Here is a 25,332-nt window from a genome sequence, read left to right as displayed (position 1 = left end):
ATCAAAGATTTGCGGAGTACGTCATGGCCATCGCCGTTCCCCTGAACGAGGGCAACAGCCCCACCTTGAAGCAGCGGCTCAAGCACGCCGAGCGGGTCAACCGCTGGAAGGCCCAGGCGCTGATCGCGCCGCTGGTGCTGTTTCTGTTGCTGGTGTTCCTGGTGCCGATCGTGGCGCTGCTCTACAAAAGCGTGGGTAACCCGGAAGTGGTCGGCGGCATGCCGCGCACCGTGGCGGCCATCGCCAGTTGGGACGGCCGGGGCCTGCCCGCCGAACCGGTGTACAAGGCAGCCAGCGAAGACCTCGCCGAAGCCCGCAAAAACCAGACGCTGGGCGACCTGTCCAAGCGCTTGAACATGGAGTTGGCCGGCTATCGCAGCCTGCTGACCAAAACCGCCCGGGGCCTGCCGTTCGCCACCGAGCCTGCTTCTTATAAAGAAGCGCTGGAAGGCATCGATGAACGCTGGGGCGACCCGGCCTACTGGCAAGCGGTGCGCCGCAACACCAGCAGCATCACCCCGTATTACCTGCTGGCGGCGGTCGATCACCGGATCGACGACCTCGGCGAACTCGCCCCGGCCACCCCGGACCAGGCGATCTACCTCGACATCTTCGCCCGCACGTTCTGGATGGGCCTGATCATCACCGTGATCTGCCTGGTGCTGGCGTATCCACTGGCGTACCTGCTGGCGAACCTGCCATCGCGCCAGAGCAACCTGCTGATGATTCTGGTGCTGTTGCCGTTCTGGACGTCGATTCTGGTGCGGGTGGCGGCGTGGATCGTGTTGCTGCAGTCCGGCGGCCTGATCAACAGTGCCCTGATGGCGATGGGCATCATCGACAAGCCGCTGGAGTTGGTGTTCAACCGCACCGGGGTCTACATCTCGATGGTGCATATCCTGCTGCCGTTCATGATCCTGCCGATCTACAGCGTGATGAAGGGCATCTCGCCGACCTACATGCGTGCGGCGATTTCCCTCGGCTGCCATCCGTTCGCCAGTTTCTGGCGGGTGTACTTCCCGCAGACCTACGCCGGTGTCGGCGCCGGCTGCCTGTTGGTGTTCATCCTTGCCATCGGCTACTACATCACCCCGGCGCTGCTCGGCAGTCCGAACGATCAGATGGTCAGCTACTTCGTCGCGTTCTACACCAACACCAGCATCAACTGGGGCATGGCCACTGCGCTGGGCGGGCTGTTGCTGCTGGCGACCGTGGTGCTTTATCTGATCTACAGCTGGCTGGTGGGCGCCAGTCGCCTGCGCCTGGGTTAAGGGGAATTTGAGATGCTGAGTCCTTACATGTCGCCCGTCGAACGGGTGTGGTTCTACAGCCTGCGGATCCTCTGCGGCCTGATTCTGTTGTTCCTGATTCTGCCGGTGCTGGTGATCGTGCCGCTGTCGTTCAACTCGGGCAGTTTCCTGGTGTACCCGCTGCAAGGTTTTTCGCTGCACTGGTATCAGGACTTCTTCGCTTCGGCGGAATGGATGCGTTCGCTGAAGAACAGCATCATCGTCGCCCCGGCCGCGACCGTGCTGGCGATGGTGTTCGGCACCCTGGCCGCGATCGGCCTGACCCGTGGCGATTTCCCCGGCAAGTCATTGGTGATGGCGCTGGTGATTTCGCCGATGGTGGTGCCGGTGGTGATTATCGGTGTGGCGAGTTACCTGTTCTTCGCGCCGCTGGGGCTGGGCAACAGTTTCTTCTCGCTGATCGTGGTGCATGCGGTGCTGGGCGTGCCGTTCGTGATCATCACCGTGTCGGCGACCCTGCAGGGGTTCAACCATAACCTGGTGCGGGCGGCGGCCAGCCTCGGTGCCTCGCCGTTGACGACCTTCCGCCGGGTGACGCTGCCGCTGATTGCGCCGGGGGTGATTTCCGGGGCGCTGTTTGCCTTTGCGACCTCGTTCGATGAGGTGGTGGTGACCCTGTTCCTTGCCGGTCCCGAGCAAGCGACATTGCCACGGCAGATGTTCAGCGGGATTCGCGAAAACCTCAGCCCGACGATTGCGGCGGCCGCGACCTTGCTGATTGCGTTTTCGGTGATTCTGCTGCTGACGCTTGAATGGCTACGGGGGCGTAGCGAGAAGCTGCGTACGGCTCAGGTTTGATGCCTGGCTTTGAATCGTAGCCCCTCACTGTAGAGACCGGTACATCCTTTACACATTAGACCGGGGACATCGTTTACACCTTTTACAGGCTTGATACGCGCTTGGTATTGCAGGTCGATGTAGTCCGACCATTCACCTCGGTCGAGCCCCTCTCCCTCAGGGAGAGGGGCTTTTGCTCTTGATCCTGCTCACCATTCACACACTGAATGGCAGACAACCCGAATTCCCCAGCTACGCTTGTGCTCAGCTCCCACATCTATAAGAGGCTGCGCACGATGAGTCTTTCCGCGTTCAAAATCGCTCACAAACTGATCACCGGCGCCGGTGCCATCGAACAACTGGCGGCGGAGCTGACCCGGCTGGATGTCGACAACCCGCTGATCGTCACCGACGCCGCGCTGGTCAAGTCCGGCACCGTGGAGTTGGCGCTGGCGCAGATGGGCGGGCGTGACTACGAGATTTTTGATCGGGTGCAGCCCGACCCGGAAATTGCCATCGTCGAGGATTGCATGCGCGTCTACCGCGAGGGCGGGCACGACGGGCTGATCGGCCTCGGCGGCGGCAGCGCCATCGACATCGCCAAGAGTGTCGCCGCATACGCCGGTTACCACGGCGCGCTGGAGGATCTGTTTGGCGTCGAGCAGGTGCCGCGCAAAGGCCCGCCGCTGATCGCCATCCCGACCACCGCCGGCACCGGTTCGGAAGTGACCAACGTCGCGATCCTTTCCGACAAGGTCGCGCAATTGAAGAAAGGCATCGTCAGTGACTACCTGCTGCCGGACGTGGCGCTGGTCAGTCCGCAGATGACCCTGACCTGCCCGCGCAGTGTCACCGCCGCCAGCGGCGTCGATGCGCTGGTGCATGCCATCGAATCCTATCTGTCGGTGAATGCCTCGCCGATCACCGACTCCCTGGCCATCGGTGCGATCAAACTGATTGCCAAAGCGCTGCCCAAGGCCTACGCCAACGGCGCGAACCTGCAGGCCCGGGAAGACATGGCTACCGCCAGCCTGATGGCCGGCATGGCGTTCGGCAACGCCGGGGTCGGCGCGGTGCATGCGCTGGCGTATCCGCTGGGCGGGCGTTTCAACATTGCCCATGGCGTCAGCAACGCCTTGTTGCTGCCGTATGTCATGACCTGGAACAAGATGGCCTGTGTCGAACGGATGCAGGATATCGCCGAAGCCATGGGGGTGAAGACCGCTCATCTGAGCGCCAATGAGGCAGCGGACAAAGCCGTGCAGGCCATGACCGAGCTGTGCGCGGCGGTGGAAATCCCGGTCGGCCTGCGCAGTTTCGGTGTACCGGAAGACGCGATCCCGGCCATGGCCGAAGAGGCCGCGGGCATCGAGCGGCTGATGCGCAACAACCCGCGCCGGCTCAGCGCCGCCGATATCGAGAAAATCTACCGCTCGGCGTACTGATTCGTCGCGGCCATCGGGCATGGCACAACCCAATCATCGCGGTTACGGTGCGCGCGTCAAAGCATGAGGCTACAATGCGCGCCATCGTGATTTAGCTCAGAAAAGGTGCGTCATGCAGCCCTTCGTAATTGCTCCGTCGATTCTCTCCGCCGACTTCGCCCGCCTCGGCGAGGAAGTGGACAACGTTCTGGCCGCCGGTGCCGACTTCGTTCACTTCGATGTCATGGACAACCACTACGTACCCAACCTGACCATCGGCCCGATGGTTTGCGCGGCGCTGCGCAAGTACGGCATCACCGCACCGATCGACGCACACCTGATGGTCACTCCGGTGGATCGTATCGTCGGCGACTTCATCGAGGCCGGCGCGACCTACATCACCTTCCACCCGGAAGCCACGCTGCACGTCGACCGTTCGCTGCAACTGATCCGTGAAGGCGGCTGCAAATCCGGCCTGGTGTTCAACCCGGCGACCCCGCTGGACGTGCTCAAGTACGTGATCGACAAAGTCGACATGGTGCTGCTGATGAGTGTCAACCCGGGTTTCGGCGGGCAGAAGTTCATTCCCGGCACCCTCGACAAGCTGCGCGAAGCGCGGGCGATCATCGATGCCTCGGGCCGTGACATCCGCCTGGAAATCGACGGCGGCGTCAACGTCAACAACATCCGCGAAATCGCCGCTGCCGGCGCCGACACTTTTGTGGCCGGCTCGGCGATCTTCAACGCGCCGAACTATCAGGAAGTCATCGACAAGATGCGTTCCGAACTGGCGCTGGCCCGCCCATGAGCGGATTTGAGCAGCTGTTCCCGGGGCAATTGCCACGGTTGGTGATGTTCGATCTGGATGGCACGCTGATCGATTCGGTTCCTGACCTGGCGGCGGCGGTGGATAACATGCTGCTCACCCTCGGCCGTAAGCCTGCGGGCGTCGAGTCGGTGCGCGAGTGGGTCGGCAACGGTGCGCCGGTGCTGGTGCGCCGTGCGCTGGCCGGCGGTATCGACCATGAAGCGGTGGATGACGCCGAGGCCGAGCGGGCGCTGGAGGTTTTTCTCGACGCCTACGGCGCCAGCCATGAACTGACCGTGGTCTATCCCGGCGTGCGCGACACCCTGAAGTGGCTGCACAAGCAGGGCGTGGCGATGGCGCTGATTACCAACAAGCCGGAGCGCTTCGTTGCGCCGTTGCTGGATCAGATGAAGATCGGCCGCTACTTCAAGTGGATCATCGGCGGCGACACCCTGCCGCAGAAGAAGCCCGATCCTGCCGCGCTGTTTTTCGTGATGAAAATGTCCGGTATCCCGGCCTCGCAATCGCTGTTCGTCGGTGACTCGCGCAGCGATGTGCTGGCGGCGAAAGCGGCGGGGGTCAAGTGTGTCGCGTTGAGTTACGGTTACAACCACGGTCGGCCGATTGCCGAGGAGTCTCCGGCGCTGGTGATCGACGATCTGCGCACGCTAATTCCCGGTTGCCTGGACCCGGCCGCTGAGATAACGTTGCCCGACGCATCTCATTCCCCTTCTGGAAACGCCATCGTGGTGGTCACTCGCAAACTCTGGATGAAAGTCATCAAGGCCCTGGCCCGTTGGCGTTGGCGCGCCTGACTGGTTCCTGGCCGGCCTGATCCGGCGCGTTTGCATACCTGACTGATTACACCTCACACCACGAGGCACCTCATGATCCGCGAAGAATTCCTGCGTCTGGCCGCTGACGGCTATAACCGCATCCCGCTGGCCTGCGAAACCCTGGCCGACTTCGACACCCCGCTGTCGATCTACCTGAAACTGGCAGACCAGCCTAACTCCTACCTGCTCGAATCGGTGCAGGGCGGCGAGAAATGGGGCCGTTACTCGATCATCGGCCTGCCGTGCCGCACCGTGCTGCGGGTTCACGACCATCACATCAGCGTGACCGTGGACGGCGTCGAGACCGAAAGCCATGACGTCGAAGACCCGCTGGCCTTCGTCGAAAACTTCAAGGCCCGCTACAACGTGCCGACCATCGCCGGCCTGCCGCGCTTCAACGGTGGCCTGGTGGGTTACTTCGGTTACGACTGCGTGCGTTATGTGGAAAAGCGTCTGGGCAAATGCCCGAACCCGGATCCGCTGGGCGTGCCGGACATCCTGCTGATGGTTTCCGACGCCGTGGTGGTGTTCGACAACCTCGCCGGCAAGATGCACGCGATCGTCCTCGCCGACCCGGCGCAGGCCGATGCCTACGAGCAAGGCCAGGCGCAACTGCAGGATCTGCTGGAGAAACTGCGCCAGCCGATCACCCCGCGCCGGGGTCTGGATTTCAGCAGGCAGCAGGCGGCCGAGCCGCTGTTCCGCTCCAGCTTCACCCAGAATGACTACGAAAAGGCCGTCGACACCATCAAGGAGTACATCCTCGCCGGTGACTGCATGCAGGTCGTGCCGTCCCAGCGCATGTCGATCGACTTCAAGGCTGCACCGATCGACCTGTACCGCGCGCTGCGTTGCTTCAACCCGACGCCGTACATGTACTTCTTCAACTTTGGCGACTTCCACGTCGTCGGCAGTTCGCCGGAAGTGCTGGTGCGGGTCGAAGACAACTTGATCACCGTGCGCCCGATTGCCGGTACTCGCCCGCGTGGCGCCACCGAAGAAGCGGATCTGGCGCTGGAGGAGGACCTGCTGTCCGACGACAAGGAAATCGCCGAGCACCTGATGCTGATCGACCTCGGGCGTAACGACACCGGGCGGGTTTCGGAAATCGGTTCGGTGAAGCTCACCGAGAAAATGGTCATCGAGCGTTATTCCAACGTGATGCACATCGTCTCCAACGTCACCGGCCAGTTGAAGTCGGGCCTGACGGCGATGGACGCGCTGCGGGCGATCCTGCCGGCGGGCACTTTGTCCGGCGCGCCGAAGATCCGCGCCATGGAAATCATCGACGAACTGGAGCCGGTCAAGCGTGGCGTGTACGGCGGCGCGGTCGGTTACTTCGCCTGGAACGGCAACATGGACACTGCCATTGCGATCCGCACAGCGGTGATCAAGAACGGCGAACTGCATGTGCAGGCCGGTGGCGGCATCGTCGCCGACTCGGTGCCGGCGCTGGAGTGGGAAGAAACCATCAACAAGCGCCGGGCGATGTTCCGTGCCGTGGCGCTGGCCGAGCAGACCCCGGACTGAGCCCGCAAGGGACATATGTTTCAGCCATAAAAAAAGCGGCGCCTGTGAAGGCGCCGCTTTTTTCATGGCCTGCGGTTCAGAAATCCAACGCCACCCCGACATTGATGCCTTGCTGGGTAAAGTCGTCATCCTTGCGAATGTTGTAGCTGGCGCGCAGTGCCAGTTCCTTGGTGAGGTTATGACTCACGCCCAGGTTCAGGCGGTTCAGGTTGGTCTGCGGGGTGTAGCCGTCCAGGGTGTAGCGGTTGCCGGGCAGGCTGTTGAGATTCATCGTCACATCCTGGGTGTCGTCGTTGTACTCGCGCTCGTGGGCGAATTCGCCAAACACCTGGGTTTGCGCGGTGATCTGGTACTTGCCCTGGATACCGAGACCAAGACGCCGGGAGATGCGCGACTGGTCATCGAAGGTCAGCGCGGTGGAATCAGCGCCGTTTTCCGAGTAGCCATCGACTTCGACCTTGGCGAAATCAGCGCTGACGAATGGCGACAAGTGCCATGGGCTGCTCGCTTCCGGTGCAATGTCGTAACCCACGCGTCCGCCGATGGCCAGGACGTAGCCGTCGGTGTCACCTTTCTCGCCACGCTCGTTGGCGCCCAGCTGGAACTTGCGCTTGAGGCTGTCGTAGTCCAGATGCCCGGCTGTCATGGCGACATCACCCCACCAGCGGTTCTGCTGGTATTGGGCGAAAGCGGTGCCCAGGTACGTGTTGAGCTTGTAGTCCGAATCGTTGTCGCCAGCCTCCAGCTTCTGGTTATAGAAACCTGCCGCCAGACCCACGCGCCAGGCGTCGTCGAGACGGTAGCTGCCACCGATGTTCAGGTTGGCGCCATTGCCATCCGCGCTGGCGCCGCTGCGCTGGCTGTCGAAGTCCTGGTGCTGTCCACCGCCGGCGACGATGGCGCGCCATTGACCCACGGCTTGCCAGTTTTCCCAGTCGGCCAGCCACTGGTTACGCAGTTCGTCCTGATGCGAGCGCAGGGTGCCCTGGGCCATTTGTGGCAACAGCGTCGCTTCCCACGGCGCGGCCAGCAGCGAATAGGCGTAGTCGGCAATCAAGCGCTGCCCGGCTTCGGTCGGGTGGACCGAGTCGTTGTAGATCAGCTTGGTTGGGTCCGGCGTAGCGCTGTTGATCCCGTAGCGGGCGTTTTCGGTGCAGCCGCTGCCGCTGAAACAGGTGGCGGCCAGGTTCTGATCGGTCGCCAGGCCGAACTGCGCCGGGTTGGCGAACGTCTCCTTGAGCAGCACCGGAATGTTCAGCGGAATGATATTGGCATTGATGCTTTGCAGTTGGCTCACCAGCTCGGTGTTGAACTGCGCGCTGAGCTGGGAGGTGAACCCTTGCAGTGCCGTACCGTTGAAGGCCGGGGTGAAGCCGATGTCCGGCAGCAGCCAGACCATGATGTAACGGGCGCCGGACTGTTGCAGGGCCTGGGCGCTGCTGGCCAGCCGATCGGCGGCGGCGCTGGCCTGGGGCAGGCTGGTCACGCGGCCTTGCAGGAAGTCGTTACCGCCACCCGAGAGGTAATAAAGCGCATTCGGGTCGGCGCGGAAACCATTGGAGGGCAAGTAACCGGCGCGAGTGCGATCACCCGTGGCGGACTGGGTGGTGATCGAGTCGAGAATCTGGTCGGTGCGATAACCGCCGACCGCCCAGTTGTTGCCGTCCGGCTGGCCATTGGCGGCGCGTACTGCCGAAGACGACGAGGCGGTCTGGTCCGGGCTGAAACCCAGTTTGCCGCCGAGGATCTGCGTGGCGTTGAGCGAGCGAACCTCACCGCTGCCGTCCAGATACACCGGGCCGGTGCGGTTGGTGAAACGCTGGGTGGCGCCGGCCGGGCCGCCGCTGTCGGCGAATGTCCCGGCGTCGTTGAGGCTGTCGCCGAAAACAATGAAATTGGTATAGGGATTGGGTGCGGCAATCGCCTGGGCACAGGCCAGCGCGAGCAGGCATCCGGCGACCGGTACGAACAACGTCTGTTTGATCATGAGCAAGTCCGTTTATTTATTGTTGTATTGAACGAAACGACAGTACCAAAAACTTCCGGCGTTTTGCCATCGGTCGTCAACCCTCTCATAGATTTATCCCCCGTCAGGCTGGCCATATTGCACGCTCCGCTCGGCTAAGTTACTGTGCCAGAACGTATGAATGAGACCTTCCCCGTGTTGATCGCCAGCAAACTTCTGGATCAAGTCTTCAAGGCACACGCCCGTTGGCGTTGGCGCGCCTGAATTTTCTCTGCCGGCCCCGCCGGATCTGTATCGCTTTGCCTTCCTTGCCCGTTTGAAATGCCGCTTTGCCGTCGCCACCTGCGCGTCCGACATCGTGCAGCGCCCTGCGGGCAAGTCATCCGAAGGCTGTTTCAAGTCAGAATTCAAGAGGTTCGAAACGCCATGTTGCTGATGATCGACAACTACGACTCCTTTACTTACAACGTTGTGCAATACCTCGGCGAGCTGGGTGCCGAGGTCAAGGTCGTGCGCAACGACGAACTGACCATCGCTGAAATCGAAGCGCTCAACCCCGAGCGCATCGTGGTGTCCCCTGGCCCATGCACACCGAGCGAAGCCGGTATCTCCATCGACGCGATCAAGCACTTCGCCGGCAAACTGCCGATCCTCGGCGTCTGCCTGGGCCACCAGTCGATCGGCCAGGCCTTCGGCGGTGAAGTGGTGCGTGCCCGTCAGGTCATGCACGGTAAGACTAGCCCGGTATTCCACGAGGACAAGGGCGTATTCGCCGGTCTGAACCGTCCGCTGACCGTCACCCGCTATCATTCGCTGATCGTCAAGCACGAGACGTTGCCCGATTGCCTGGAGCTGACCGCGTGGACCCAGCACGATGACGGCTCGGTCGACGAGATCATGGGCCTGCGTCACAAGACCCTGAACATCGAAGGCGTACAGTTCCACCCTGAGTCGATCCTCACCGAACAGGGCCATGAGCTGTTTGCCAACTTCCTCAAACAAACCGGCGGCACGCGCTAAGGACTTTCCATGAATATCAAGACAGCCCTGAGCCGTATCGTCGATCACCTCGATCTCAGTACCGAAGAAATGCGCGACGTGATGCGCGAAATCATGACCGGCCAATGCACGGACGCGCAGATTGGCGCGTTCATGATGGCCATGCGCATGAAGAGCGAAAGCATCGACGAAATCGTCGGCGCGGTGTCGGTGATGCGTGAACTGGCCGACAAGGTCGAGTTGCAGACCCTCGACCGCGTGGTCGACGTGGTCGGCACCGGCGGTGACGGTGCGAACATCTTCAACGTATCGACCGCTTCGTCGTTTGTGGTCGCCGCCGCCGGTTGCACCGTCGCCAAGCACGGCAACCGCGCGGTGTCGGGCAAGAGTGGCAGTGCCGACCTGCTCGAAGCGGCCGGGATCTACCTCAACCTGACGCCGGTTCAGGTGGCGCGTTGCATCGATAACGTCGGCATCGGTTTCATGTTCGCCCAGACCCACCACAAGGCCATGAAATACGCCGCCGGCCCTCGCCGCGACCTTGGCCTGCGCACGCTGTTCAACATGCTCGGCCCGCTTACGAATCCGGCCGGTGTGAAACATCAGGTGGTGGGCGTGTTCACCCCGGCACTGTGCCGGCCGTTGGCCGAAGTCTTGCAGCGTCTGGGCAGCAAACATGTGCTGGTGGTGCATTCGAAGGATGGTCTGGACGAGTTCAGCCTGGCGGCACCGACGTTCGTTGCCGAGCTCAAGAATGACCAGATCACCGAGTACTGGGTCGAGCCGGAAGACCTCGGCATGAAGAGCCAGAGCCTGCACGGTCTGTCGGTCGAAGGGCCGGAAGCCTCGCTGGCGCTGATTCGCGATGCGCTGGGCAAGCGCAAGACCGAGAACGGCCAGAAAGCCGCCGAAATGATTGTGCTCAATGCCGGTGCGGCGCTGTACGCCGCTGACCTGGCCAGCAGTTTGAAAGAAGGCGTGGCGCTTGCGCACGACGCTCTGCACACCGGTCTCGCTCGGGAGAAACTCGAAGAGCTGGGTGCCTTTACCGCGGTATTCAAAGTGGAGAATGAGGGATGAGTGTACCGACGGTTCTGGAAAACATTCTGGCCCGCAAGGTTCAGGAAGTCGCCGAGCGTAGCGCCCGTGTGAGCCTGAGCGAGCTGGAAAGTCTGGCCAAGACGGCCGATGCACCCCGCGGTTTTGCCCAGGCATTGCTGGCGCAGGCCAAGAAGAAACAACCGGCGGTGATCGCCGAGATCAAGAAGGCTTCGCCGAGCAAGGGCGTGATCCGCGAGAACTTCGTTCCCGCCGACATCGCCAAAAGCTACGAGAAGGGTGGGGCGACCTGCCTGTCGGTGCTGACCGATATCGATTACTTCCAGGGCGCCGACGCCTACCTGCAGCAGGCCCGCGCGGCTTGCTCGCTGCCGGTGATCCGCAAGGACTTCATGATCGATCCCTATCAGATCGTCGAAGCCCGGGCGCTGGGCGCCGACTGCGTGCTGTTGATCGTCTCCGCGCTGGATGACGTGAAAATGGCCGAACTGGCTTCCGTGGCCAAAGGCGTCGGCCTCGATGTGCTGGTGGAAGTGCATGATGGCAATGAGCTTGAGCGCGCGTTGAAAACCCTCGACACACCGCTGGTCGGGATCAACAACCGCAACCTGCACACCTTTGACGTCAGCCTGGAAACCACCCTCGACCTGCTGCCGCGTATCCCGCGTGATCGTCTGGTGATTACCGAGAGCGGGATTCTCAACCGTGCCGATGTCGAGTTGATGGAAATCAGTGAGGTCTACGCGTTTCTGGTCGGTGAAGCGTTCATGCGCGCCGAAAGCCCGGGCACTGAACTGCAACGCCTGTTCTTCCCGGAGCGCGGCGTTCCGGTGAGTGGTTCGACACTCGACTGACAACAGACAGACCGAGTCGACCTTTTCGCGAGCAAGCCCGCTCCCACATTGGAATGCATTTCCCCTGTGGAAGCGGGCTTGCTCGTGAAGGCGGCCTCAAATCCGCTGAAAACTACCCATTGCCGGAGATCTCCATGTCGCTGCCCACCCGCCTGACCATCGAATCCGGTCTGCAAGCCGAACAAGACTTGCTGGCCTCGGTCTGTGCCGGCGATGCGGAGTTCGGTCTGTTGTTCTGGCAGCCCAGCGATCGCGCTCTGGTCATGCCCCGTCGTCTCAATCGTCTGCCGGGTTTCGATCACGCCTGTGAAATCTCCGCCGCTGCCGGTTGGCCGGTACTGCTGCGGGAAACCGGCGGCGAGCCGGTGCCGCAATCGGCCTCGACCATCAATATCGCGCTGGTCTACGCCCCGCCGCGCAGCGAAGGCGACCTGAATCGCATCGAAACCGGTTACCGGCGTCTGTGCGATCCGATCTGTCAGTTGCTGGATGAGCTGGGTGGCACTTCGTCGTTGGGGGAAATCGACGGGGCGTTCTGCGACGGTCGCTTCAACGTCAATCTCGATGGGCGCAAGATGGTCGGCACCGCCCAGCGCTGGCGCCAGAGTCAGGGCGGTCAGCGTCCGGTGGGGCTGGTACACGGTGCGATGTTGATGGATAACGAGCGTGAGTCGATGGTGGCGGCGGTCAATCGTTTCAACGAAGCCTGCGGCCTGGAGCAGCGGGTGCGTGCGCAAAGCCACATTGGCCTGCATGAAAAGTTTCCCGCGCCGGATGCGCTGGTGCGTCTGGACGAGCTCTTTCGCCAAATGCTGGCGCAGATGTACGCCGTTTGATTCCTCTGGCTTAGGCGTCAGCGCGTGCCGAAGACCACCATGGTCTTGCCTTTCACGTCCACGAGGTTGCGTTCCTCAAGATCCTTGAGCACGCGACCGACCATCTCCCGCGAACATCCGACAATCCGCCCGATTTCCTGACGGGTCACCTTGATCTGCATACCGTCAGGGTGGGTCATGGCGTCCGGCTGTTTGCACAGCTCTAGCAGGCAGCGCGCCACGCGACCGGTCACGTCGAAGAACGCCAGGTCGCCGACCTTGCGCGTGGTGTTGCGCAGGCGTTGTGCGATTTGTCCGCTGAGCACGTAAAGAATGTCTGGATCCTGCTGCGACAATTCGCGGAACTTGGCGTAGCTGATTTCCGCAACCTCGCATTCGACCTTGGCCCGCACCCAGGCGCTGCGCTCCTGCTCCTGGCCAGCCTGTTCGAACAGGCCCAGTTCGCCGAAGAAGTCCCCGGCGTTGAGGTAGGCGATGATCATCTCGCGGCCATCGTCATCCTCGATCAGGATCGTGACCGAACCCTTGATGATGAAGTACAGCGTGTCCGAGCGGTCTCCGGCGCAAATGATGTTGCTCTTGGCCGCATGGCGACGGCGCTGACAATGCATCAGCAGCTTGTCGAGGTTCTTGATTTTGGGTGTAGGGGTAATACCAGCCATGGTTGTATCCCGGAAAGACTGCACAGTTATGTTTGATTTTTTTATGAGGCGCGGAAGATGATCGCGGCCTGAGCTGGCTTGGCGCCAGTGAATTGGCGCCAGCTTAACAGACACTTCCTTGAAGATTCGAGAAATTACCTACGCCATGAAAGCATAAGTCCTAGGAGCGCCGCTGGCTGTCAGGCCAGAGCCCTGTGCTAAGCTGGCGACCCTTTTTTATACAGTGGAGTCTCGGCGATGAAGGCACGCATCCAATGGGCTGGCGAAGCCATGTTCCTCGGCGAATCCGGCAGCGGCCATGTCGTGGTCATGGACGGTCCGCCGGACGCCGGTGGTCGCAACCTGGGTGTCCGCCCGATGGAAATGCTCCTGCTCGGCGTTGGCGGTTGCAGCAATTTCGACGTGGTCAGCATTCTGAAGAAGTCCCGCCAGGCCGTTGAAAGCTGCGAAGCCTTCCTCGAAGCCGAGCGCGCAACCGAAGACCCGAAGGTGTTCACCAAGATCCACATGCATTTCGTGGTCAAGGGCCGTGGCCTGAAAGAAGCCCAGGTCAAACGCGCCATCGAGCTCTCCGCCGAGAAATATTGCTCGGCCTCGATCATGCTCGGCGCGGCCGGCGTGGCGATCACCCACGACTACGAAATCGTCGAACTCGGTTGAACCGACATTCAACTATCATAAAAGCAGTGCAGACTCTGGCGATCCCCCGCTGACGTCTGCATAATGCGCCACTTTTTTCAGGGCAGTGATCGGTCAGCCGACAGGTCAGCCGCCTGAACAGATAACCAAAATCGCCATCGCGAAGAGGTGTTAACCGTCCTACGCAGGTGCGTCGTTCGCACTTGACGGGCATGCTTGATCACGCGGCCATGCCGCATACATAGAGAGTTTTTAACGGTGAAAAGCAAACTCAAGCTCCACGGGTTCAATAACCTGACAAAGACCTTGAGCTTCAACATCTATGACATCTGCTACGCGGAAACCCCGCAAGACCAGCAGGCCTACGTCGAGTACATCAACCAAGAGTACAACGCCGAACGCCTGACGCAGATCCTCACGGAAGTTGTCGAAATCATTGGTGCCAACATTCTGAACATTGCCAGTCAGAACTATGAGCCTCAGGGTGCCAGCGTCACGATTCTGATCTCTGAAGAACCGGTCACCCCGACCGAAAGCCAGATCGAAGAGTCTCCGGGTCCACTGCCCGAAATCATCCTGGCCCACCTCGACAAGAGCCACATCACGGTGCATACCTATCCGGAAATCCATCCGGACGCCGGTATTGCAACCTTCCGTGTGGATATCGACGTTTCGACCTGTGGCGTCATTTCACCGCTCAAAGCGCTCAACTTCCTGATTCACCAGTTCGATTCGGACATCGTGACCGTGGATTACCGTGTGCGCGGCTTTACCCGTGATGTTGAAGGCAACAAGCACTTCATCGACCACGAGATCAACTCGATCCAGAACTACCTTTCCGACGACACTCGCGACGCGTATCAGATGACCGACGTGAACGTGTACCAGGAAAACCTGTTCCACACCAAAATGCTGCTGAAGAACTTCGAACTGGACAACTACCTGTTCGGCGACGCCACCAGCAACCTGTCTACCGAGCAGCGCGCTCAGGTGACCGAGCGTGTGAAACACGAAATGCTGGAAATCTTCTACGCACGCAATATGCCGAGCTAAGAAATCCGGGCACAAAAAAGGCGACTTCGGTCGCCTTTTTTCATGTCTGCTCCCCCACGGTGGGAGCAGACTCGCCCGTGAAGAGGCCCTGTCAGATCCGGTAAGTGCTCTTGGTCATCACTTTAGCCAACAGACTCATACCGAACTTCACCGGTGCAGGAAAGCGGAAACCGCCGGCATCCAGCGCACTTTCCGCGTGATGTTCCTCATCGATGCGCATCTGCTCCAGAATCGCCCGGGACTTCTCGTCCTCGGCTGGCAGTTGCTCCAGATGCTCGTTCAGGTGTTTGCACACCTGATGTTCGGTGGCCGCGACAAAACCGAGGCTGACCTTGTCACTGATCAGTCCGGCCACTGCGCCGATGCCGAAGGACATGCCGTAGAACAGCGGGTTGAGCACGCTGGTGTGGCTGCCCAACTGGTAAATGCGTTGTTCGCACCAGACCAGATGGTCGATTTCTTCTTCGGCCGCATGCTCCATGGCTTCGCGCACCTGGGGCAGCTTGGCGGTCAGGGCCTGGCCCTGGTACAGCGCCTGGGCACAGACTTCACCGGTGTGGTTGATGCGCATCAGGCCAGCAACGTGGCGGGTGTCTTCATCGCTCATTTGCACATCGGGCTGCACGATGGCCGGCGACGGACGGTACGGCTGGCCGCTGAAGGGCAGCAGGGTACGCATCGCGGCATCGGCTTGCAGCAGAAGGCGGTCAATCGGCGAGTAGTGACGTTGGGTAGTCATGCTGACCTCCGGGAGGAATCTCGGCGGCCAGTTTAACCGAATCGGCCGGCGGAAGGTTTGCGCTGGGTCATTTCCCGCGCGGCCATGCTGTTGCGGGAGCGGGCCTGCTCGCGAAAGCGGAGTTTCCGGCACACCAGCGCTCCCACGGACGGATCAGCCCGGCGGCCAGTTCATCTGGCGCTGTCCAAGGACATGCATATGAATGTGGTAGACGGTCTGTCCACCTTTTTCATTGCAGTTCATCACCACCCGGAAACCTTCCTCGCAACCCAGCTCCAGCGCCAGGCGTTGAGCGGTGAACAGAATGTGTCCGGCCAGGGCCTTGTCGTCCTCGGTCAGATCATTGAGGGTGCGCACCGGTTTTTTCGGGATCACCAGAAAATGCACCGGTGCCTGTGGGGCGATGTCGTGGAACGCCAGAACCTGGTCGTCCTCGTAAATGATCCTGGCCGGGATTTCCCGGTTGATGATCTTGGTGAACAGAGTATCCACTGCTGTTTTCTCCGTTGTTTGGGCAGGCCTGAGTGTACTCATGGGAAATTGCCCCGCCCAGTGTTTTACCGTTGGCCGTTCAGCGCGGGCAGTAAGCCTTGTTGACCATGCCGACCACGGTGCGATTGAGCCAGCGCGATCCGAGCCGTGGCAAAAAGGCGAACCAGCGGTTCGTCCGGCCGGGGATGATGATCGCGCGGTTTTTTTCCAGGGCGCGCACGGTATACAGCGCGACCTCCTCAGGAGTCATCATCAGTCTGCTGGCGTTGAGTTTGTCGTTATCCAGTTGTGCGGTGCGAAAGAAACCCGTGCGGGTCGGGCCGGGGCAAAGCACCGAAACCTTTACCGCGCATTTTTTCAGCTCTACCCGCAGAGCCTCGGAAAAGTGCAGCACGTAAGCCTTGCTCGCGTAGTAGGTGCTCATCCATGGGCCGGGGTTGAACGCTGCGACGGACGCGACATTGAGAATCTGTCCGCCCCCCTGCAGCGCCATGCTGTTGCCAATCGCATGGCACAGACGGGTGAGCGCGAGGATGTTCACTTCGATCAGGTCTTGCTCGGTCATCCAGTCCTGTGCCAGGAACGGGCCGCAAGTGCCAATGCCGGCGCAGTTCACCAGCAGATCGATCTGCCGGTCACCTTCTTCCAGTTCCAGTAAGAAGCCGGACAGGCGCAGCGGTTCACCGAGGTCGCAGGCGCGGAACAGAACCTCCACGCCGAAGCGCTGGGTCAGTTCAATCGCGATGCTTTCCAGCTGATCACGCTGTCGGGCCACCAGAATCAGGCTGCGACCCCGGCGAGCCAGGGCTTCGGCCATGGCCAGGCCGATGCCGCTGGAGGCGCCGGTGATCAGAGCGTAACGGGTCATGCAATTCTCCATCGCAACAGCTCCGCGTCGTCGACGCAGGTGTCGCGACGGGGAGCGCTGTTCATTCTTTCGCAGAGTCTACAGGGGCCTGGGCCTCTTCGGCTGCATCGGCTGCCGAATCCGCTGCTGGCTCGACCTCGACGTCAATCTCGTCGGTGGTCACCGAGCCGCTTTCGTAGCTGCTTTCCAGGCTGCTTTCATATTCCTGCTGGATCGCCGAGATCCCGCCGACCATCGCGCCGACAAAGAACAATCCGATCACCACGATCCACAACGAGCACAGCACCTTGACCGCCGTGCTGTTGGGGGGAGGCGGCGCCCCGTAGCGGTTGGCGCCGGTGGTGCCGGGCATGATCATCATTACCAGCGGGAAAAAGCTGCCCACGAACGGCACGAGGTTCAGCAGCCAGAGCCAGCCCGACCAGCCGATGTCGTGCAGGCGCTGAACGCTGAACAGGATGCTGACGATCATGAAGGCCAGGAACAGGAAGAAGGCAACGATGCCGCCAATGATCAGGCCGGCTGTCGAGTCGGTGCTGACCAGACCAAGGCCGATGAGTGCGAACACCCCGACAATGGGCATGGCCACCAGGCTCAAGACCATGGACCACGCGAGAAAGCGCAGTCGACCGATACGCCCGTCGACACCGAACGGCTTGAGCGCGGCGAACTCCGGCAGATTCTCGCCGACCCGGGCGCGAGGCGGGGCGTAGGGGGAGTCCGGTTCGGCGACGGCCGCCGAATGTTCCTGCACGTCCGACAGGTTCAGCTCAATGACCGTTTCCGGTTCGATCCGGGCGTCGATCCCGGTCTTGCTCAGTGCCTGGAGATAGGTCTGAGCATCGTTGTGCGACAGGTCACGCTTGAGCGCGACCGTGCTGCCATTGAACAGGCGCTCGATGGCGGCGACGTCGCTTTTGAACAGCTCGGCCAGATTGAACTTGGCGCTGGTGATATCGACACCGTGCTGTAGTGCACCGTCGAAAACGATTTTGTAGCGGGGGTCGCTCATGGCCGAGGCATCCTTGTCGCGAATTCAGTTGGAAAGTGTTGCAGTCAATCAGTGTAAGGCCGGCCGGGTAGAGACCGGCCGGGTTTATCAGCGTGGCCAGCGTTTCGGCAATTCGGCCGTTCGAGCCAGCGCCTGGCGGTACTCGGTGTCGAGGCGTGCAACCAGCTGATCGACACTTGGCAGATCATCGATATCCCCCACGCCCTGACCGGCGGACCACACGGTTTTCCAGGCTTTGGCTTCATCGTTGATCGGTTTGAGCTTGTCACCGAAGTTCACTTCGCCCTTGCCCTGCAGCGCGGCCATATCGAAACCGGCGGCTTCCAGGCTCTGGCGCATGAAACTGGCCGGTACTCCAGACACGGCAGGAGTATGAATGATGTCGGCGGCTTTGGCAGTCAGCAGCATCTCTTTGTAGGCGTCAGGCGCATGACTTTCGGTGGTGCCGATAAATCGCGTGCCGAAGTAGGCCAAATCCGCACCGAGCAGCTGCGCGGCAAGAATCTCATGGCCGTGGTTCAAACATCCTGCAAGCAGCAGGGTCTTGTCGAAGAACTGACGGATCTCGGCGATCAGCGAAAACGGGCTCCAGGTGCCAGCATGGCCACCGGCGCCGGCGGCGACGGCGATCAAGCCATCGACGCCGGCCTGGGCTGCCTTTTCCGCATGGCGGCGGGTGGTCACATCATGGAACACCAGGCCGCCATAGCTGTGTACGGCATCCACCACTTCTTTCACCGCACCGAGGCTCGTGATGACAATCGGTACTTTGTGCTCGACGCAGATGTTCAGGTCCGCCTGCAAGCGCGGGTTGCTGTTGTGAACGATAAGGTTCACTGCATACGGTGCCGGGTTGTCCAGCGTCGCCAGTCCCGCCTCGATCTGTTCCAGCCAGGCCTTGAAGCCGCTGCTTTCGCGCTGGTTCAGCGCCGGGAAGCTGCCGACCACGCCGTTTCGGCAGCAGGCGAGTACCAGTTCCGGGTTGGAAATCAAAAACATCGGCGCCGCCACAACGGGCAGGCGCAGACGTTGATCGAGCAGAGCGGGCAGCGACATTGGAAGTCCCCCTGTCAGTTGTGCTTGTTTGAGTTAGAACGGTTTGACCACGACCAGAATTACGATCGCCAGTAATATCAGAACCGGCACCTCATTGAACCAGCGGTAAAAGACATGGCTGCGGGTGTTCTCGCCACGGGCGAAGCGTTTTACCTGCGCACCGCACATATGGTGATAGCCGATCAGCAGGACGACCAGGGTCAGTTTGGCGTGTATCCAGCCGCCCTGGCTGAAGATGCCCGGATTGAGGTAGATCAGCCAGCCACCGAAGATCAGCGTGGCGATCATCGCCGGCCCCATGATGCCGCGATACAACTTGCGCTCCATGATGCTGAACCGCTCTTTGCTGACGGAGTCCTCGCTTTGCGCGTGATAAACGAACAGACGAGGCAGGTAGAACAGTCCGGCGAACCAGCAGACGACGCTGACGATATGAAACGCTTTGAGCCACAGATAGAGCATTTTTTGTTATCCCAGGATTCACGGTAGCCGGGATAGTAGAGGCTTGAGCGTCCGCACGTCACCTTGACGGTTGTCGCAGGGGCGCGCGGCCCCTATTATCGACGGCTTTCCAGTGGGTTCGTTGAGGGCAGGTTTATGGTCAAGGTCGGTATCGTCGGCGGCACGGGTTACACCGGTGTCGAACTGCTGCGTCTGTTGGCACAGCATCCACAGGCAGAGGTGGTGGTCATCACTTCCCGATCCGAGGCCGGTCTGGCCGTGGCTGACATGTACCCGAACCTGCGCGGCCACTACGACGGCCTGGCGTTCAGCGTGCCGGACATCAAGACCTTGGGCGCCTGCGACGTGGTGTTCTTCGCCACTCCGCATGGCGTTGCCCACGCCCTGGCCGGCGAATTGCTGGCGGCGGGCACCAAGGTCATCGACCTGTCGGCCGACTTCCGTCTGCAGGACGCCGATGAATGGGCCAAGTGGTACAACCAGCCGCACGGCGCTCCGGAGTTGCTGGACGAGGCGGTCTACGGTCTGCCTGAAGTCAATCGCGAACAGATCAAGAAAGCCCGTCTGATCGCGGTGCCGGGTTGCTACCCGACGGCAACTCAGCTGGGCTTCCTGCCGTTGCTCGAAGCAGGCCTGGCTGACACCTCCCGCCTGATTGCCGACTGCAAGTCCGGTGTCAGCGGCGCCGGTCGTGGCGCTTCTGTAGGTTCGCTGTACTCCGAGACGTCGGAAAGCATGAAGGCTTACGCGGTGAAAGGTCACCGTCATCTGCCGGAAATCCGCCAGGGACTGCGCCGCGCGGCGGGCAAGGATGTCGGTCTGACGTTCGTGCCGCATCTGACGCCGATGATCCGTGGCATTCACTCCACGCTGTACGCAACCGTGGTCGACCGTTCGGTGGATCTGCAAGCGCTGTTCGAAAAGCGTTATGCCAACGAGCCGTTCGTCGACGTGATGCCTGCCGGCAGCCATCCGGAAACCCGTAGCGTGCGCGGTGCCAACGTCTGCCGCATCGCCGTACATCGTCCGCAGGATGGTGATCTGGTGGTGGTGTTGTCGGTGATCGACAATCTGGTGAAAGGTGCTTCGGGTCAGGCGGTGCAGAATCTGAACATTCTGTTCGGGCTGGACGAGCGTCTGGGTCTGTCCCACGCCGGCATGCTGCCGTAACGCGGTATCCCGCACAGCAAAAAGGCCCGTTGAACGGGCCTTTTTGCTTTCTGTCCGGATGATCGGCTTATTGATATACCGTAACAATAGTTGACCGATTTTCTAGGACAAGCGGATAATGCGCGTCATCACGCATTATGGCGGCGTAACGCCGGGAGATAGTCAGCATGAGCGTCGAATCCTTCACCCCCACGGCTTTGCAATTCACCCAGGGTGCCGCGCACAAGGTGAAGAGCCTGGTCGATGAAGAGGGGAATGATCGCTTGAAGCTGCGCGTATTCGTTACGGGCGGCGGTTGTTCAGGTTTTCAGTACGGTTTCACTTTCGATGAAGATGTGGCCGAAGACGACACCATCGTCGAGCGCGAAGGCGTGAGCCTGGTGGTCGACCCAATGAGTTTCCAGTACCTGGCCGGTGCCGAGGTCGATTATCAGGAAGGTCTGGAAGGTTCGCGCTTCGTGATCAAGAACCCGAACGCCACCACGACCTGTGGTTGCGGCTCTTCGTTCTCGATCTGATCGCACTTCACGGCAGATAACAAAACGCCGCAGGGCCTTACGGTTCTGCGGCGTTTTGCTGTGTGCGGTTTTGTCAGTTGGGGTAGATGGCGCCGAGTACGCGTAGGCCACGGGCGCCGGTGACGCTCGGGCGATTGGCGGCGATGCCCTCCAGGCAGCAATGGGCCAGCCAGGCGAAGGCCATGGCTTCGACCCAGTCCGGATCGACACCGTGGGTCGCGGTGCTGGCGACTTTTGCGTTTGGCAGCAGGCTGGCCAGGCGCGCCATCAGTGCAGCGTTGTGAGCACCGCCACCGCAGACCAGCAGTTCCTGCGTATTCGACTGAGCGCTTTGCAGTGAGTCGACGATGGTCAGGGCGGTCAGCTCCAGCAGCGTCGCCTGCACGTTTTCCGCTGCGAAGCTCGGCAAGCGCGACAAGTGCTGTTCCAGCCAAGGCAGGTTGAACACTTCGCGGCCCGTGCTTTTCGGGCCTTTGGTCACGAAGAACGGATCGCTGAGCAGGGCCGCGAGCAATTTGGGTTCAGCGGCACCGCTGGCGGCCCATCGGCCATTGCGATCGTAGTTTTCCCCCCGCTGCCGGTGAATCCAGGCGTCCATCAGCACATTCCCCGGACCGCAGTCGAAACCGGCTACAGGCTTGTTCGTCTCGATCAGACTGAGATTGCTGAAACCGCCGACATTCAACACGGCGCGGTTGCCGCTGCTTTCTTCGAACAGCGCTTCATGGAAGGCTGGCACCAAGGGTGCGCCCTGACCGCCGGCGGCGACATCGCGGCTGCGGAAGTCACTGACGACGGTGATGCCGGTCAGTTCCGTGAGCAGGGCAGGGTTGCCTATTTGCACGGTAAAGCCGCGTGCCGGTTCGTGACGAATCGTCTGGCCATGACTGCCGATCGCGCGAATCGCTTGCGGTTTGAGCTGCTGCTGTTCGAGGAGGGCGTTGATTCCCTGTGCGGCGAGCTTCACCCAGTTCTGCTGGGCAATCGCCGAGCGGGCGATCTCGTCCGGGCCGCTGGCGCACAAGCCAAGCAGCTCGGCGCGCAGGGATTCGGGCATGGGGATGTAATGCGTGGCGATCAGGTTGATCGCCGTGGTTTGCTCGATCAGGGCGATGTCCAGCCCGTCGAGACTGGTGCCGGACATCACGCCGATATACAGAGCCATGACTTAGCGTTTGCTCGAGGCCAGCATGGTGGCCTTCTCTTGATCCATCCGTGCCATCAGCGGCTGGCTCTGCGCCAGGAAGCGTGCGCGCTCGGGTTTGGCGATCGGGTCGGCCATCGGCAGCTTCTGGCCCAATGGGTCGACATGGACGCCATTGACCTGGAACTCATAGTGCAGGTGCGGGCCGGTGGACAGGCCGGTGGTGCCGATGTAGCCAATGACCTGGCCCTGCTTGACGGTGCCACCGGTCTTGACGCCCTTGGCGAAGCCTTGCATATGGCCATACAGCGTGCGGTAGGTATTGCCGTGCTGGATGATCACGGTATTGCCGTAACCGCCACGGCGGCCAGCCAACAGTACTTTGCCGTCACCGGCGGCCTTGATCGGCGTACCGCGTGGTGCTGCGTAATCGACGCCTTTGTGGGCGCGGATCTTGTTGAGGATCGGGTGCTTGCGGCCCATGGAGAACTTCGAGCTGATGCGGGCGAAGTCCACCGGCGTACGAATGAACGCCTTGCGCATGCTGTTGCCGTCGGCGGTGTAGTAGCTGCTGTTGCCCTGCTTGTTGGTGTAGCGCACGGCGGTGTAGGTCTTGCCGCGGTTGGTGAAGCGGGCCGACAGAATCGGGCCGTTGCCGACGGCTTTGCCATTGACCACTTTCTGTTCATAGATTACGTCGAACTCGTCGCCCTGACGGATATCCTGAGCAAAGTCGACGTCGTAGCCAAACACACTGGCCATGTCCATGGTCAGGCTGTGGGACAGGCCGGCGCGAGCGGCGGACTGCGACAGCGAGCTGTTGATCACGCCGTGGACGTAGGCTGTGCGAACGGTAGGTTTGGCGGTAACGCGGTTGAACACGTAACCCTTGTCGTTTCTGGTCAGGGTAATGGTTTCGACATCGCTGACCTTGCTGTGCAGGTTGGTCAGTTCGCCCTTTGGATTCAATTCGAACTCGAGTTTCTGGCCATGCTTGAGCTGGCTGAACTGCTTGGCTTGCTTGTCGCTGGCCAGTACTTCATGGACTGCGGCGGCCGGGAGACCGACCTTTTCAAACAGTGTCGACAGCGTATCGCCCTTGCTGACGATTACTTCTCGATGGCCTGGAGCTTTCTTTTCTTCAACAACAGGTGCCGGCGCAGGCGCGGCCTGGGCGGTTTCCGGCGTGTCCTCTGCGTCGTTTTCGATCTGCGCGAAAGGCGAAGCTACAGGTTCATTTGTGGCTTGGACCGCTTCGGCAGCGTCTTGATCTTGTGTCAGTTGTTCAGCAGGACTTTCCAGCTCAAGGCTCAAAGTCGTCTTTTTGGCTTCAACATCACTGGAAGGGAATACCAGGAGCGCCAGACTGAGAAGGGCGGCGATGCCACTTGCCGCGAGCAAGTGGGTCTTCGGGTAAAGCGGTGGCGCTTTAGACGGTTCAGTGGTCATAAGTGATTTGACTTTGAAAAAGATGAATTGGAAAAGATGAATGACATGATGAAGATGAAATAACTGTATAAAATATAACCAAATCATCTCTTAGGCAAGTCTACAGACATCCTGTCTGTGGATTGGTGTCCGTGCGCCGGGCAAAACTTGTATTTGGTGCGCGATCTTGTATGGTTGGTTCCCTTTGAATCTGAGCCTTACGGGTCTGTTATGAAGTCGGTTGAAGAGCAGCTAGCGCTGATTAAACGTGGTGCGGAAGAACTGTTGGTCGAGTCCGAGCTGATCGAAAAGCTCAAGCGCGGCCAGCCGCTGCGAATCAAGGCTGGCTTCGATCCGACTGCGCCGGATCTGCACTTGGGTCACACCGTGCTTATTAATAAGCTGCGACAGTTCCAGGAGCTGGGGCATCAGGTGATCTTCCTTATTGGTGACTTCACCGGGATGATTGGTGATCCGAGTGGCAAGAGTGCTACTCGCCCGCCGCTGACTCGTGAGCAGGTTCTGGAAAACGCCGAGACCTACAAGACTCAGGTGTTCAAGATTCTTGATCCGGCAAAGACCGAAGTTGCTTTCAACTCCACCTGGATGGATCAGATGGGGCCTGCGGACTTTATTCGCCTGACCTCGCAATACACCGTTGCTCGCATGCTTGAGCGTGACGATTTCGACAAGCGTTACACCACCAATCAGCCGATCGCCATTCATGAGTTCCTCTATCCGCTGGTCCAGGGTTATGACTCGGTGGCCTTGCGTGCGGATGTCGAGTTGGGTGGGACCGATCAGAAGTTCAACCTGCTGATGGGGCGTGAGTTGCAGCGTGGTTATGGTCAGGAGGCTCAGTGCATTTTGACCATGCCGCTGCTCGAAGGTCTGGATGGTGTGAAGAAGATGTCCAAGTCGTTGGGCAACTATGTCGGTATCCAGGAAGCACCGGGCGTCATGTACAGCAAGCTCGTTTCGATTCCGGATTCGCTGATGTGGCGTTATTTCGAGTTGCTCAGCTTCCGTACGATGGATGAGATCAATGCCTTCCGTGCTGATGTCGAGGCGGGTGCGAATCCGCGTGACATCAAGATCAAGCTGGCTGAAGAGATTGTTGCGCGCTTCCATGGTGAGGAGGCGGCGGCCAGTGCCCACCGTGGCGCGGGTAATCGCATGAAGGATGGCGAGTTGCCGGATGATCTGCCGGAGATCGAGTTGACTGCTGGCGAAGATATGCCGATCGCTGCCGTCCTCAATAAGGCCGGTCTGGTAAAGAACTCGGCAGCGGCGCGTGATCTTCTGGCCTCTGGCGGTGTGCGCATTGATGGTGAGGTTGTTGATCGCTCCTTTATATGTGCGCTGGGTGCGACCTTCGTTTGCCAGGCTGGCAAGAAGGCATTTGCACGGATTTCGTTGAAATCGGAATAAAGTTGAAATAAGGGGTTGACGGCGAATTTTAGATCTCTATAATTCGCCCCACTTCCGGCGCAGTCGAAACGGAAAACTCCTTGAAATTCAACGAGTTATACGGTTTTCGACAGCGGATCGCTTCAGTTCATCGAGGCCTGGAAGGCGTTGAAAGGGCGGTGATGTTTGGCTCTTTTAACGGCTCGATCTTCTCGATCGAAAGCGGAGAAAAAGAGGTGTTGACAGCAGCGTGTAACGCTGTAGAATTCGCCTCCCGCTG

Annotated in this window: 25 protein-coding genes; 15 read left to right on the top strand and 10 right to left on the bottom strand. The window is 60.5% G+C overall.

All coding sequences use genetic code 11. From position 1 onward, the window contains the following. Positions 1 to 23: 23 nt before the first annotated feature. The 6 genes from N8H74_RS00125 to trpE all read left to right on the top strand — a co-directional run bounded on the left by N8H74_RS00125 (position 24) and on the right by trpE (position 6,685). Complete coding sequence (locus tag N8H74_RS00125; RefSeq protein ID WP_217829600.1) at positions 24 to 1,271, top strand: ABC transporter permease; 1,248 nt, start codon at positions 24 to 26, stop codon at positions 1,269 to 1,271. A 12-nt stretch (positions 1,272 to 1,283) separates the two neighbouring features. After that, the gene (locus tag N8H74_RS00120) at positions 1,284 to 2,108 is read left to right on the top strand and encodes an ABC transporter permease (RefSeq protein ID WP_217829601.1); all 825 of its coding nucleotides are present in this window, start codon (positions 1,284 to 1,286) and stop codon (positions 2,106 to 2,108) included. 275 nt (positions 2,109 to 2,383) lie between these two features. Next, complete coding sequence (locus N8H74_RS00115) at positions 2,384 to 3,532, top strand: iron-containing alcohol dehydrogenase (RefSeq protein WP_262145765.1); 1,149 nt, start codon at positions 2,384 to 2,386, stop codon at positions 3,530 to 3,532. 112 nt (positions 3,533 to 3,644) lie between these two features. Then, positions 3,645 to 4,319 carry a ribulose-phosphate 3-epimerase gene (rpe, locus tag N8H74_RS00110; protein WP_262145764.1) on the top strand — a complete coding sequence of 225 codons (675 nt, stop codon included), beginning with the start codon at positions 3,645 to 3,647 and terminating at the stop codon, positions 4,317 to 4,319. Next, entirely contained in the window at positions 4,316 to 5,134 is an 819-nt protein-coding gene (locus N8H74_RS00105; protein WP_262145763.1) for a phosphoglycolate phosphatase, read from the top strand. The genes rpe and N8H74_RS00105 overlap by 4 nt, the downstream gene beginning before the upstream one ends. Positions 5,135 to 5,206: 72 nt before the next feature. Continuing rightward, entirely contained in the window at positions 5,207 to 6,685 is a 1,479-nt protein-coding gene (gene trpE, locus N8H74_RS00100) for an anthranilate synthase component I (RefSeq protein ID WP_262145762.1), read from the top strand. Between the two features lie 76 nt (positions 6,686 to 6,761). Here the strand turns inward: trpE and estP are convergent, their stop codons facing one another. Then, on the bottom strand, positions 6,762 to 8,672 hold the full coding sequence (gene estP / locus N8H74_RS00095) for an esterase EstP (protein ID WP_262145761.1): 1,911 nt from the start codon (positions 8,670 to 8,672) through the stop codon (positions 6,762 to 6,764). Positions 8,673 to 9,077: 405 nt separating this feature from the next. Between estP and N8H74_RS00090 the strand changes: the two genes are divergently transcribed. The 4 genes from N8H74_RS00090 to N8H74_RS00075 all read left to right on the top strand — a co-directional run bounded on the left by N8H74_RS00090 (position 9,078) and on the right by N8H74_RS00075 (position 12,399). Further along, positions 9,078 to 9,671, top strand: a complete 594-nt coding sequence (locus N8H74_RS00090; RefSeq protein ID WP_262145760.1) for an aminodeoxychorismate/anthranilate synthase component II — start codon at positions 9,078 to 9,080, stop codon at positions 9,669 to 9,671. Between the two features lie 9 nt (positions 9,672 to 9,680). Further along, entirely contained in the window at positions 9,681 to 10,730 is a 1,050-nt protein-coding gene (gene trpD, locus N8H74_RS00085; protein ID WP_262145759.1) for an anthranilate phosphoribosyltransferase, read from the top strand. Next, on the top strand, positions 10,727 to 11,563 hold the full coding sequence (gene trpC, locus N8H74_RS00080; protein ID WP_217829608.1) for an indole-3-glycerol phosphate synthase TrpC: 837 nt from the start codon (positions 10,727 to 10,729) through the stop codon (positions 11,561 to 11,563). Before trpD ends, trpC begins: the two co-directional genes overlap by 4 nt. Positions 11,564 to 11,697: 134 nt before the next feature. Next, the gene (locus N8H74_RS00075; RefSeq protein ID WP_262145758.1) at positions 11,698 to 12,399 is read left to right on the top strand and encodes a lipoate--protein ligase family protein; all 702 of its coding nucleotides are present in this window, start codon (positions 11,698 to 11,700) and stop codon (positions 12,397 to 12,399) included. Between the two features lie 17 nt (positions 12,400 to 12,416). Here the strand turns inward: N8H74_RS00075 and crp are convergent, their stop codons facing one another. Beyond that, entirely contained in the window at positions 12,417 to 13,061 is a 645-nt protein-coding gene (crp, locus tag N8H74_RS00070) for a cAMP-activated global transcriptional regulator CRP (protein WP_217829610.1), read from the bottom strand. Between the two features lie 237 nt (positions 13,062 to 13,298). Here crp and N8H74_RS00065 point away from each other — a divergent pair, with 237 nt between their 5' ends. Both N8H74_RS00065 and speD read left to right on the top strand, forming a co-directional pair. Then, positions 13,299 to 13,721 (top strand): OsmC family protein, encoded by a 423-nt coding sequence (locus N8H74_RS00065; protein WP_003228794.1) that lies wholly within the window; start codon positions 13,299 to 13,301, stop codon positions 13,719 to 13,721. 237 nt (positions 13,722 to 13,958) lie between these two features. Further along, complete coding sequence (gene speD / locus N8H74_RS00060) at positions 13,959 to 14,753, top strand: adenosylmethionine decarboxylase (RefSeq protein ID WP_217829611.1); 795 nt, start codon at positions 13,959 to 13,961, stop codon at positions 14,751 to 14,753. Between the two features lie 91 nt (positions 14,754 to 14,844). Here the strand turns inward: speD and coq7 are convergent, their stop codons facing one another. From coq7 to hemJ, 6 genes are all read right to left on the bottom strand, one after another. Beyond that, the gene (gene coq7 / locus N8H74_RS00055; RefSeq protein WP_262145757.1) at positions 14,845 to 15,492 is read right to left on the bottom strand and encodes a 2-polyprenyl-3-methyl-6-methoxy-1,4-benzoquinone monooxygenase; all 648 of its coding nucleotides are present in this window, start codon (positions 15,490 to 15,492) and stop codon (positions 14,845 to 14,847) included. A 153-nt stretch (positions 15,493 to 15,645) separates the two neighbouring features. Then, positions 15,646 to 15,984: a histidine triad nucleotide-binding protein gene (locus N8H74_RS00050; RefSeq protein ID WP_217829613.1), complete on the bottom strand. Its 339-nt coding sequence runs from the start codon at positions 15,982 to 15,984 to the stop codon at positions 15,646 to 15,648. 79 nt (positions 15,985 to 16,063) lie between these two features. Then, positions 16,064 to 16,852, bottom strand: coding sequence for an SDR family oxidoreductase (locus tag N8H74_RS00045; RefSeq protein ID WP_217829614.1), 789 nt, complete (start codon positions 16,850 to 16,852; stop codon positions 16,064 to 16,066). 61 nt (positions 16,853 to 16,913) lie between these two features. After that, positions 16,914 to 17,864, bottom strand: coding sequence for a DUF805 domain-containing protein (locus N8H74_RS00040; RefSeq protein WP_262145756.1), 951 nt, complete (start codon positions 17,862 to 17,864; stop codon positions 16,914 to 16,916). An 87-nt stretch (positions 17,865 to 17,951) separates the two neighbouring features. After that, positions 17,952 to 18,920: a nitronate monooxygenase family protein gene (locus N8H74_RS00035; protein WP_262145755.1), complete on the bottom strand. Its 969-nt coding sequence runs from the start codon at positions 18,918 to 18,920 to the stop codon at positions 17,952 to 17,954. A gap of 33 nt (positions 18,921 to 18,953) precedes the next feature. Then, positions 18,954 to 19,382 (bottom strand): protoporphyrinogen oxidase HemJ, encoded by a 429-nt coding sequence (hemJ, locus tag N8H74_RS00030; RefSeq protein WP_217829617.1) that lies wholly within the window; start codon positions 19,380 to 19,382, stop codon positions 18,954 to 18,956. A 135-nt stretch (positions 19,383 to 19,517) separates the two neighbouring features. Here hemJ and argC point away from each other — a divergent pair, with 135 nt between their 5' ends. Together argC and erpA are read left to right on the top strand one after the other, a co-directional pair. Next, positions 19,518 to 20,552 carry an N-acetyl-gamma-glutamyl-phosphate reductase gene (gene argC / locus N8H74_RS00025; protein WP_217829618.1) on the top strand — a complete coding sequence of 345 codons (1,035 nt, stop codon included), beginning with the start codon at positions 19,518 to 19,520 and terminating at the stop codon, positions 20,550 to 20,552. 167 nt (positions 20,553 to 20,719) lie between these two features. Beyond that, a complete protein-coding gene (gene erpA / locus N8H74_RS00020) occupies positions 20,720 to 21,070 on the top strand; it encodes an iron-sulfur cluster insertion protein ErpA (RefSeq protein ID WP_003228776.1) in 351 nt (116 codons plus the stop codon). Positions 21,071 to 21,143: 73 nt separating this feature from the next. Here erpA and N8H74_RS00015 read toward each other — a convergent pair whose 3' ends face one another. Next, complete coding sequence (locus N8H74_RS00015; RefSeq protein ID WP_262145754.1) at positions 21,144 to 22,235, bottom strand: anhydro-N-acetylmuramic acid kinase; 1,092 nt, start codon at positions 22,233 to 22,235, stop codon at positions 21,144 to 21,146. 3 nt (positions 22,236 to 22,238) lie between these two features. After that, positions 22,239 to 23,663, bottom strand: a complete 1,425-nt coding sequence (locus tag N8H74_RS00010) for a peptidoglycan DD-metalloendopeptidase family protein (protein WP_262145753.1) — start codon at positions 23,661 to 23,663, stop codon at positions 22,239 to 22,241. Between the two features lie 210 nt (positions 23,664 to 23,873). On the opposite strand from N8H74_RS00010, the gene tyrS reads away from it, so the two are divergent. Then, on the top strand, positions 23,874 to 25,073 hold the full coding sequence (gene tyrS, locus N8H74_RS00005; RefSeq protein ID WP_217829621.1) for a tyrosine--tRNA ligase: 1,200 nt from the start codon (positions 23,874 to 23,876) through the stop codon (positions 25,071 to 25,073). Positions 25,074 to 25,332 lie beyond the last annotated feature (259 nt).

Source organism: Pseudomonas sp. B2M1-30 (genome assembly GCF_025447575.1).
GTDB classification, from domain to species: Bacteria; Pseudomonadota; Gammaproteobacteria; order Pseudomonadales; family Pseudomonadaceae; genus Aquipseudomonas; species Aquipseudomonas botevensis.
Note: the sequence above shows the minus strand (reverse complement) of the source record. Positions and strands in the feature narration are given on the sequence as shown.

Excerpts from the sequence above, each read along its gene's own strand:
- N8H74_RS00015 (WP_262145754.1), bottom strand. The coding sequence starts at position 22,235 with ATGGCTCTGTATATCGGCGTGATGTCCGGCACCAGTCTCGACGGGCTG.
- trpC (WP_217829608.1), top strand. The coding sequence starts at position 10,727 with ATGAGTGTACCGACGGTTCTGGAAAACATTCTGGCCCGCAAGGTTCAG.
- N8H74_RS00040 (WP_262145756.1), bottom strand. The coding sequence starts at position 17,864 with ATGAGCGACCCCCGCTACAAAATCGTTTTCGACGGTGCACTACAGCAC.
- N8H74_RS00105 (WP_262145763.1), top strand. The coding sequence starts at position 4,316 with ATGAGCGGATTTGAGCAGCTGTTCCCGGGGCAATTGCCACGGTTGGTG.
- N8H74_RS00045 (WP_217829614.1), bottom strand. The coding sequence starts at position 16,852 with ATGACCCGTTACGCTCTGATCACCGGCGCCTCCAGCGGCATCGGCCTG.
- N8H74_RS00035 (WP_262145755.1), bottom strand. The coding sequence starts at position 18,920 with ATGTCGCTGCCCGCTCTGCTCGATCAACGTCTGCGCCTGCCCGTTGTG.
- crp (WP_217829610.1), bottom strand. The coding sequence starts at position 13,061 with ATGGCTGGTATTACCCCTACACCCAAAATCAAGAACCTCGACAAGCTG.
- N8H74_RS00125 (WP_217829600.1), top strand. The coding sequence starts at position 24 with ATGGCCATCGCCGTTCCCCTGAACGAGGGCAACAGCCCCACCTTGAAG.
- N8H74_RS00075 (WP_262145758.1), top strand. The coding sequence starts at position 11,698 with ATGTCGCTGCCCACCCGCCTGACCATCGAATCCGGTCTGCAAGCCGAA.
- coq7 (WP_262145757.1), bottom strand. The coding sequence starts at position 15,492 with ATGACTACCCAACGTCACTACTCGCCGATTGACCGCCTTCTGCTGCAA.
- hemJ (WP_217829617.1), bottom strand. The coding sequence starts at position 19,382 with ATGCTCTATCTGTGGCTCAAAGCGTTTCATATCGTCAGCGTCGTCTGC.
- N8H74_RS00090 (WP_262145760.1), top strand. The coding sequence starts at position 9,078 with ATGTTGCTGATGATCGACAACTACGACTCCTTTACTTACAACGTTGTG.
- trpD (WP_262145759.1), top strand. The coding sequence starts at position 9,681 with ATGAATATCAAGACAGCCCTGAGCCGTATCGTCGATCACCTCGATCTC.
- N8H74_RS00010 (WP_262145753.1), bottom strand. The coding sequence starts at position 23,663 with ATGACCACTGAACCGTCTAAAGCGCCACCGCTTTACCCGAAGACCCAC.
- argC (WP_217829618.1), top strand. The coding sequence starts at position 19,518 with ATGGTCAAGGTCGGTATCGTCGGCGGCACGGGTTACACCGGTGTCGAA.
- N8H74_RS00065 (WP_003228794.1), top strand. The coding sequence starts at position 13,299 with ATGAAGGCACGCATCCAATGGGCTGGCGAAGCCATGTTCCTCGGCGAA.
- estP (WP_262145761.1), bottom strand. The coding sequence starts at position 8,672 with ATGATCAAACAGACGTTGTTCGTACCGGTCGCCGGATGCCTGCTCGCG.
- rpe (WP_262145764.1), top strand. The coding sequence starts at position 3,645 with ATGCAGCCCTTCGTAATTGCTCCGTCGATTCTCTCCGCCGACTTCGCC.
- erpA (WP_003228776.1), top strand. The coding sequence starts at position 20,720 with ATGAGCGTCGAATCCTTCACCCCCACGGCTTTGCAATTCACCCAGGGT.
- N8H74_RS00120 (WP_217829601.1), top strand. The coding sequence starts at position 1,284 with ATGCTGAGTCCTTACATGTCGCCCGTCGAACGGGTGTGGTTCTACAGC.
- N8H74_RS00115 (WP_262145765.1), top strand. The coding sequence starts at position 2,384 with ATGAGTCTTTCCGCGTTCAAAATCGCTCACAAACTGATCACCGGCGCC.
- tyrS (WP_217829621.1), top strand. The coding sequence starts at position 23,874 with ATGAAGTCGGTTGAAGAGCAGCTAGCGCTGATTAAACGTGGTGCGGAA.
- trpE (WP_262145762.1), top strand. The coding sequence starts at position 5,207 with ATGATCCGCGAAGAATTCCTGCGTCTGGCCGCTGACGGCTATAACCGC.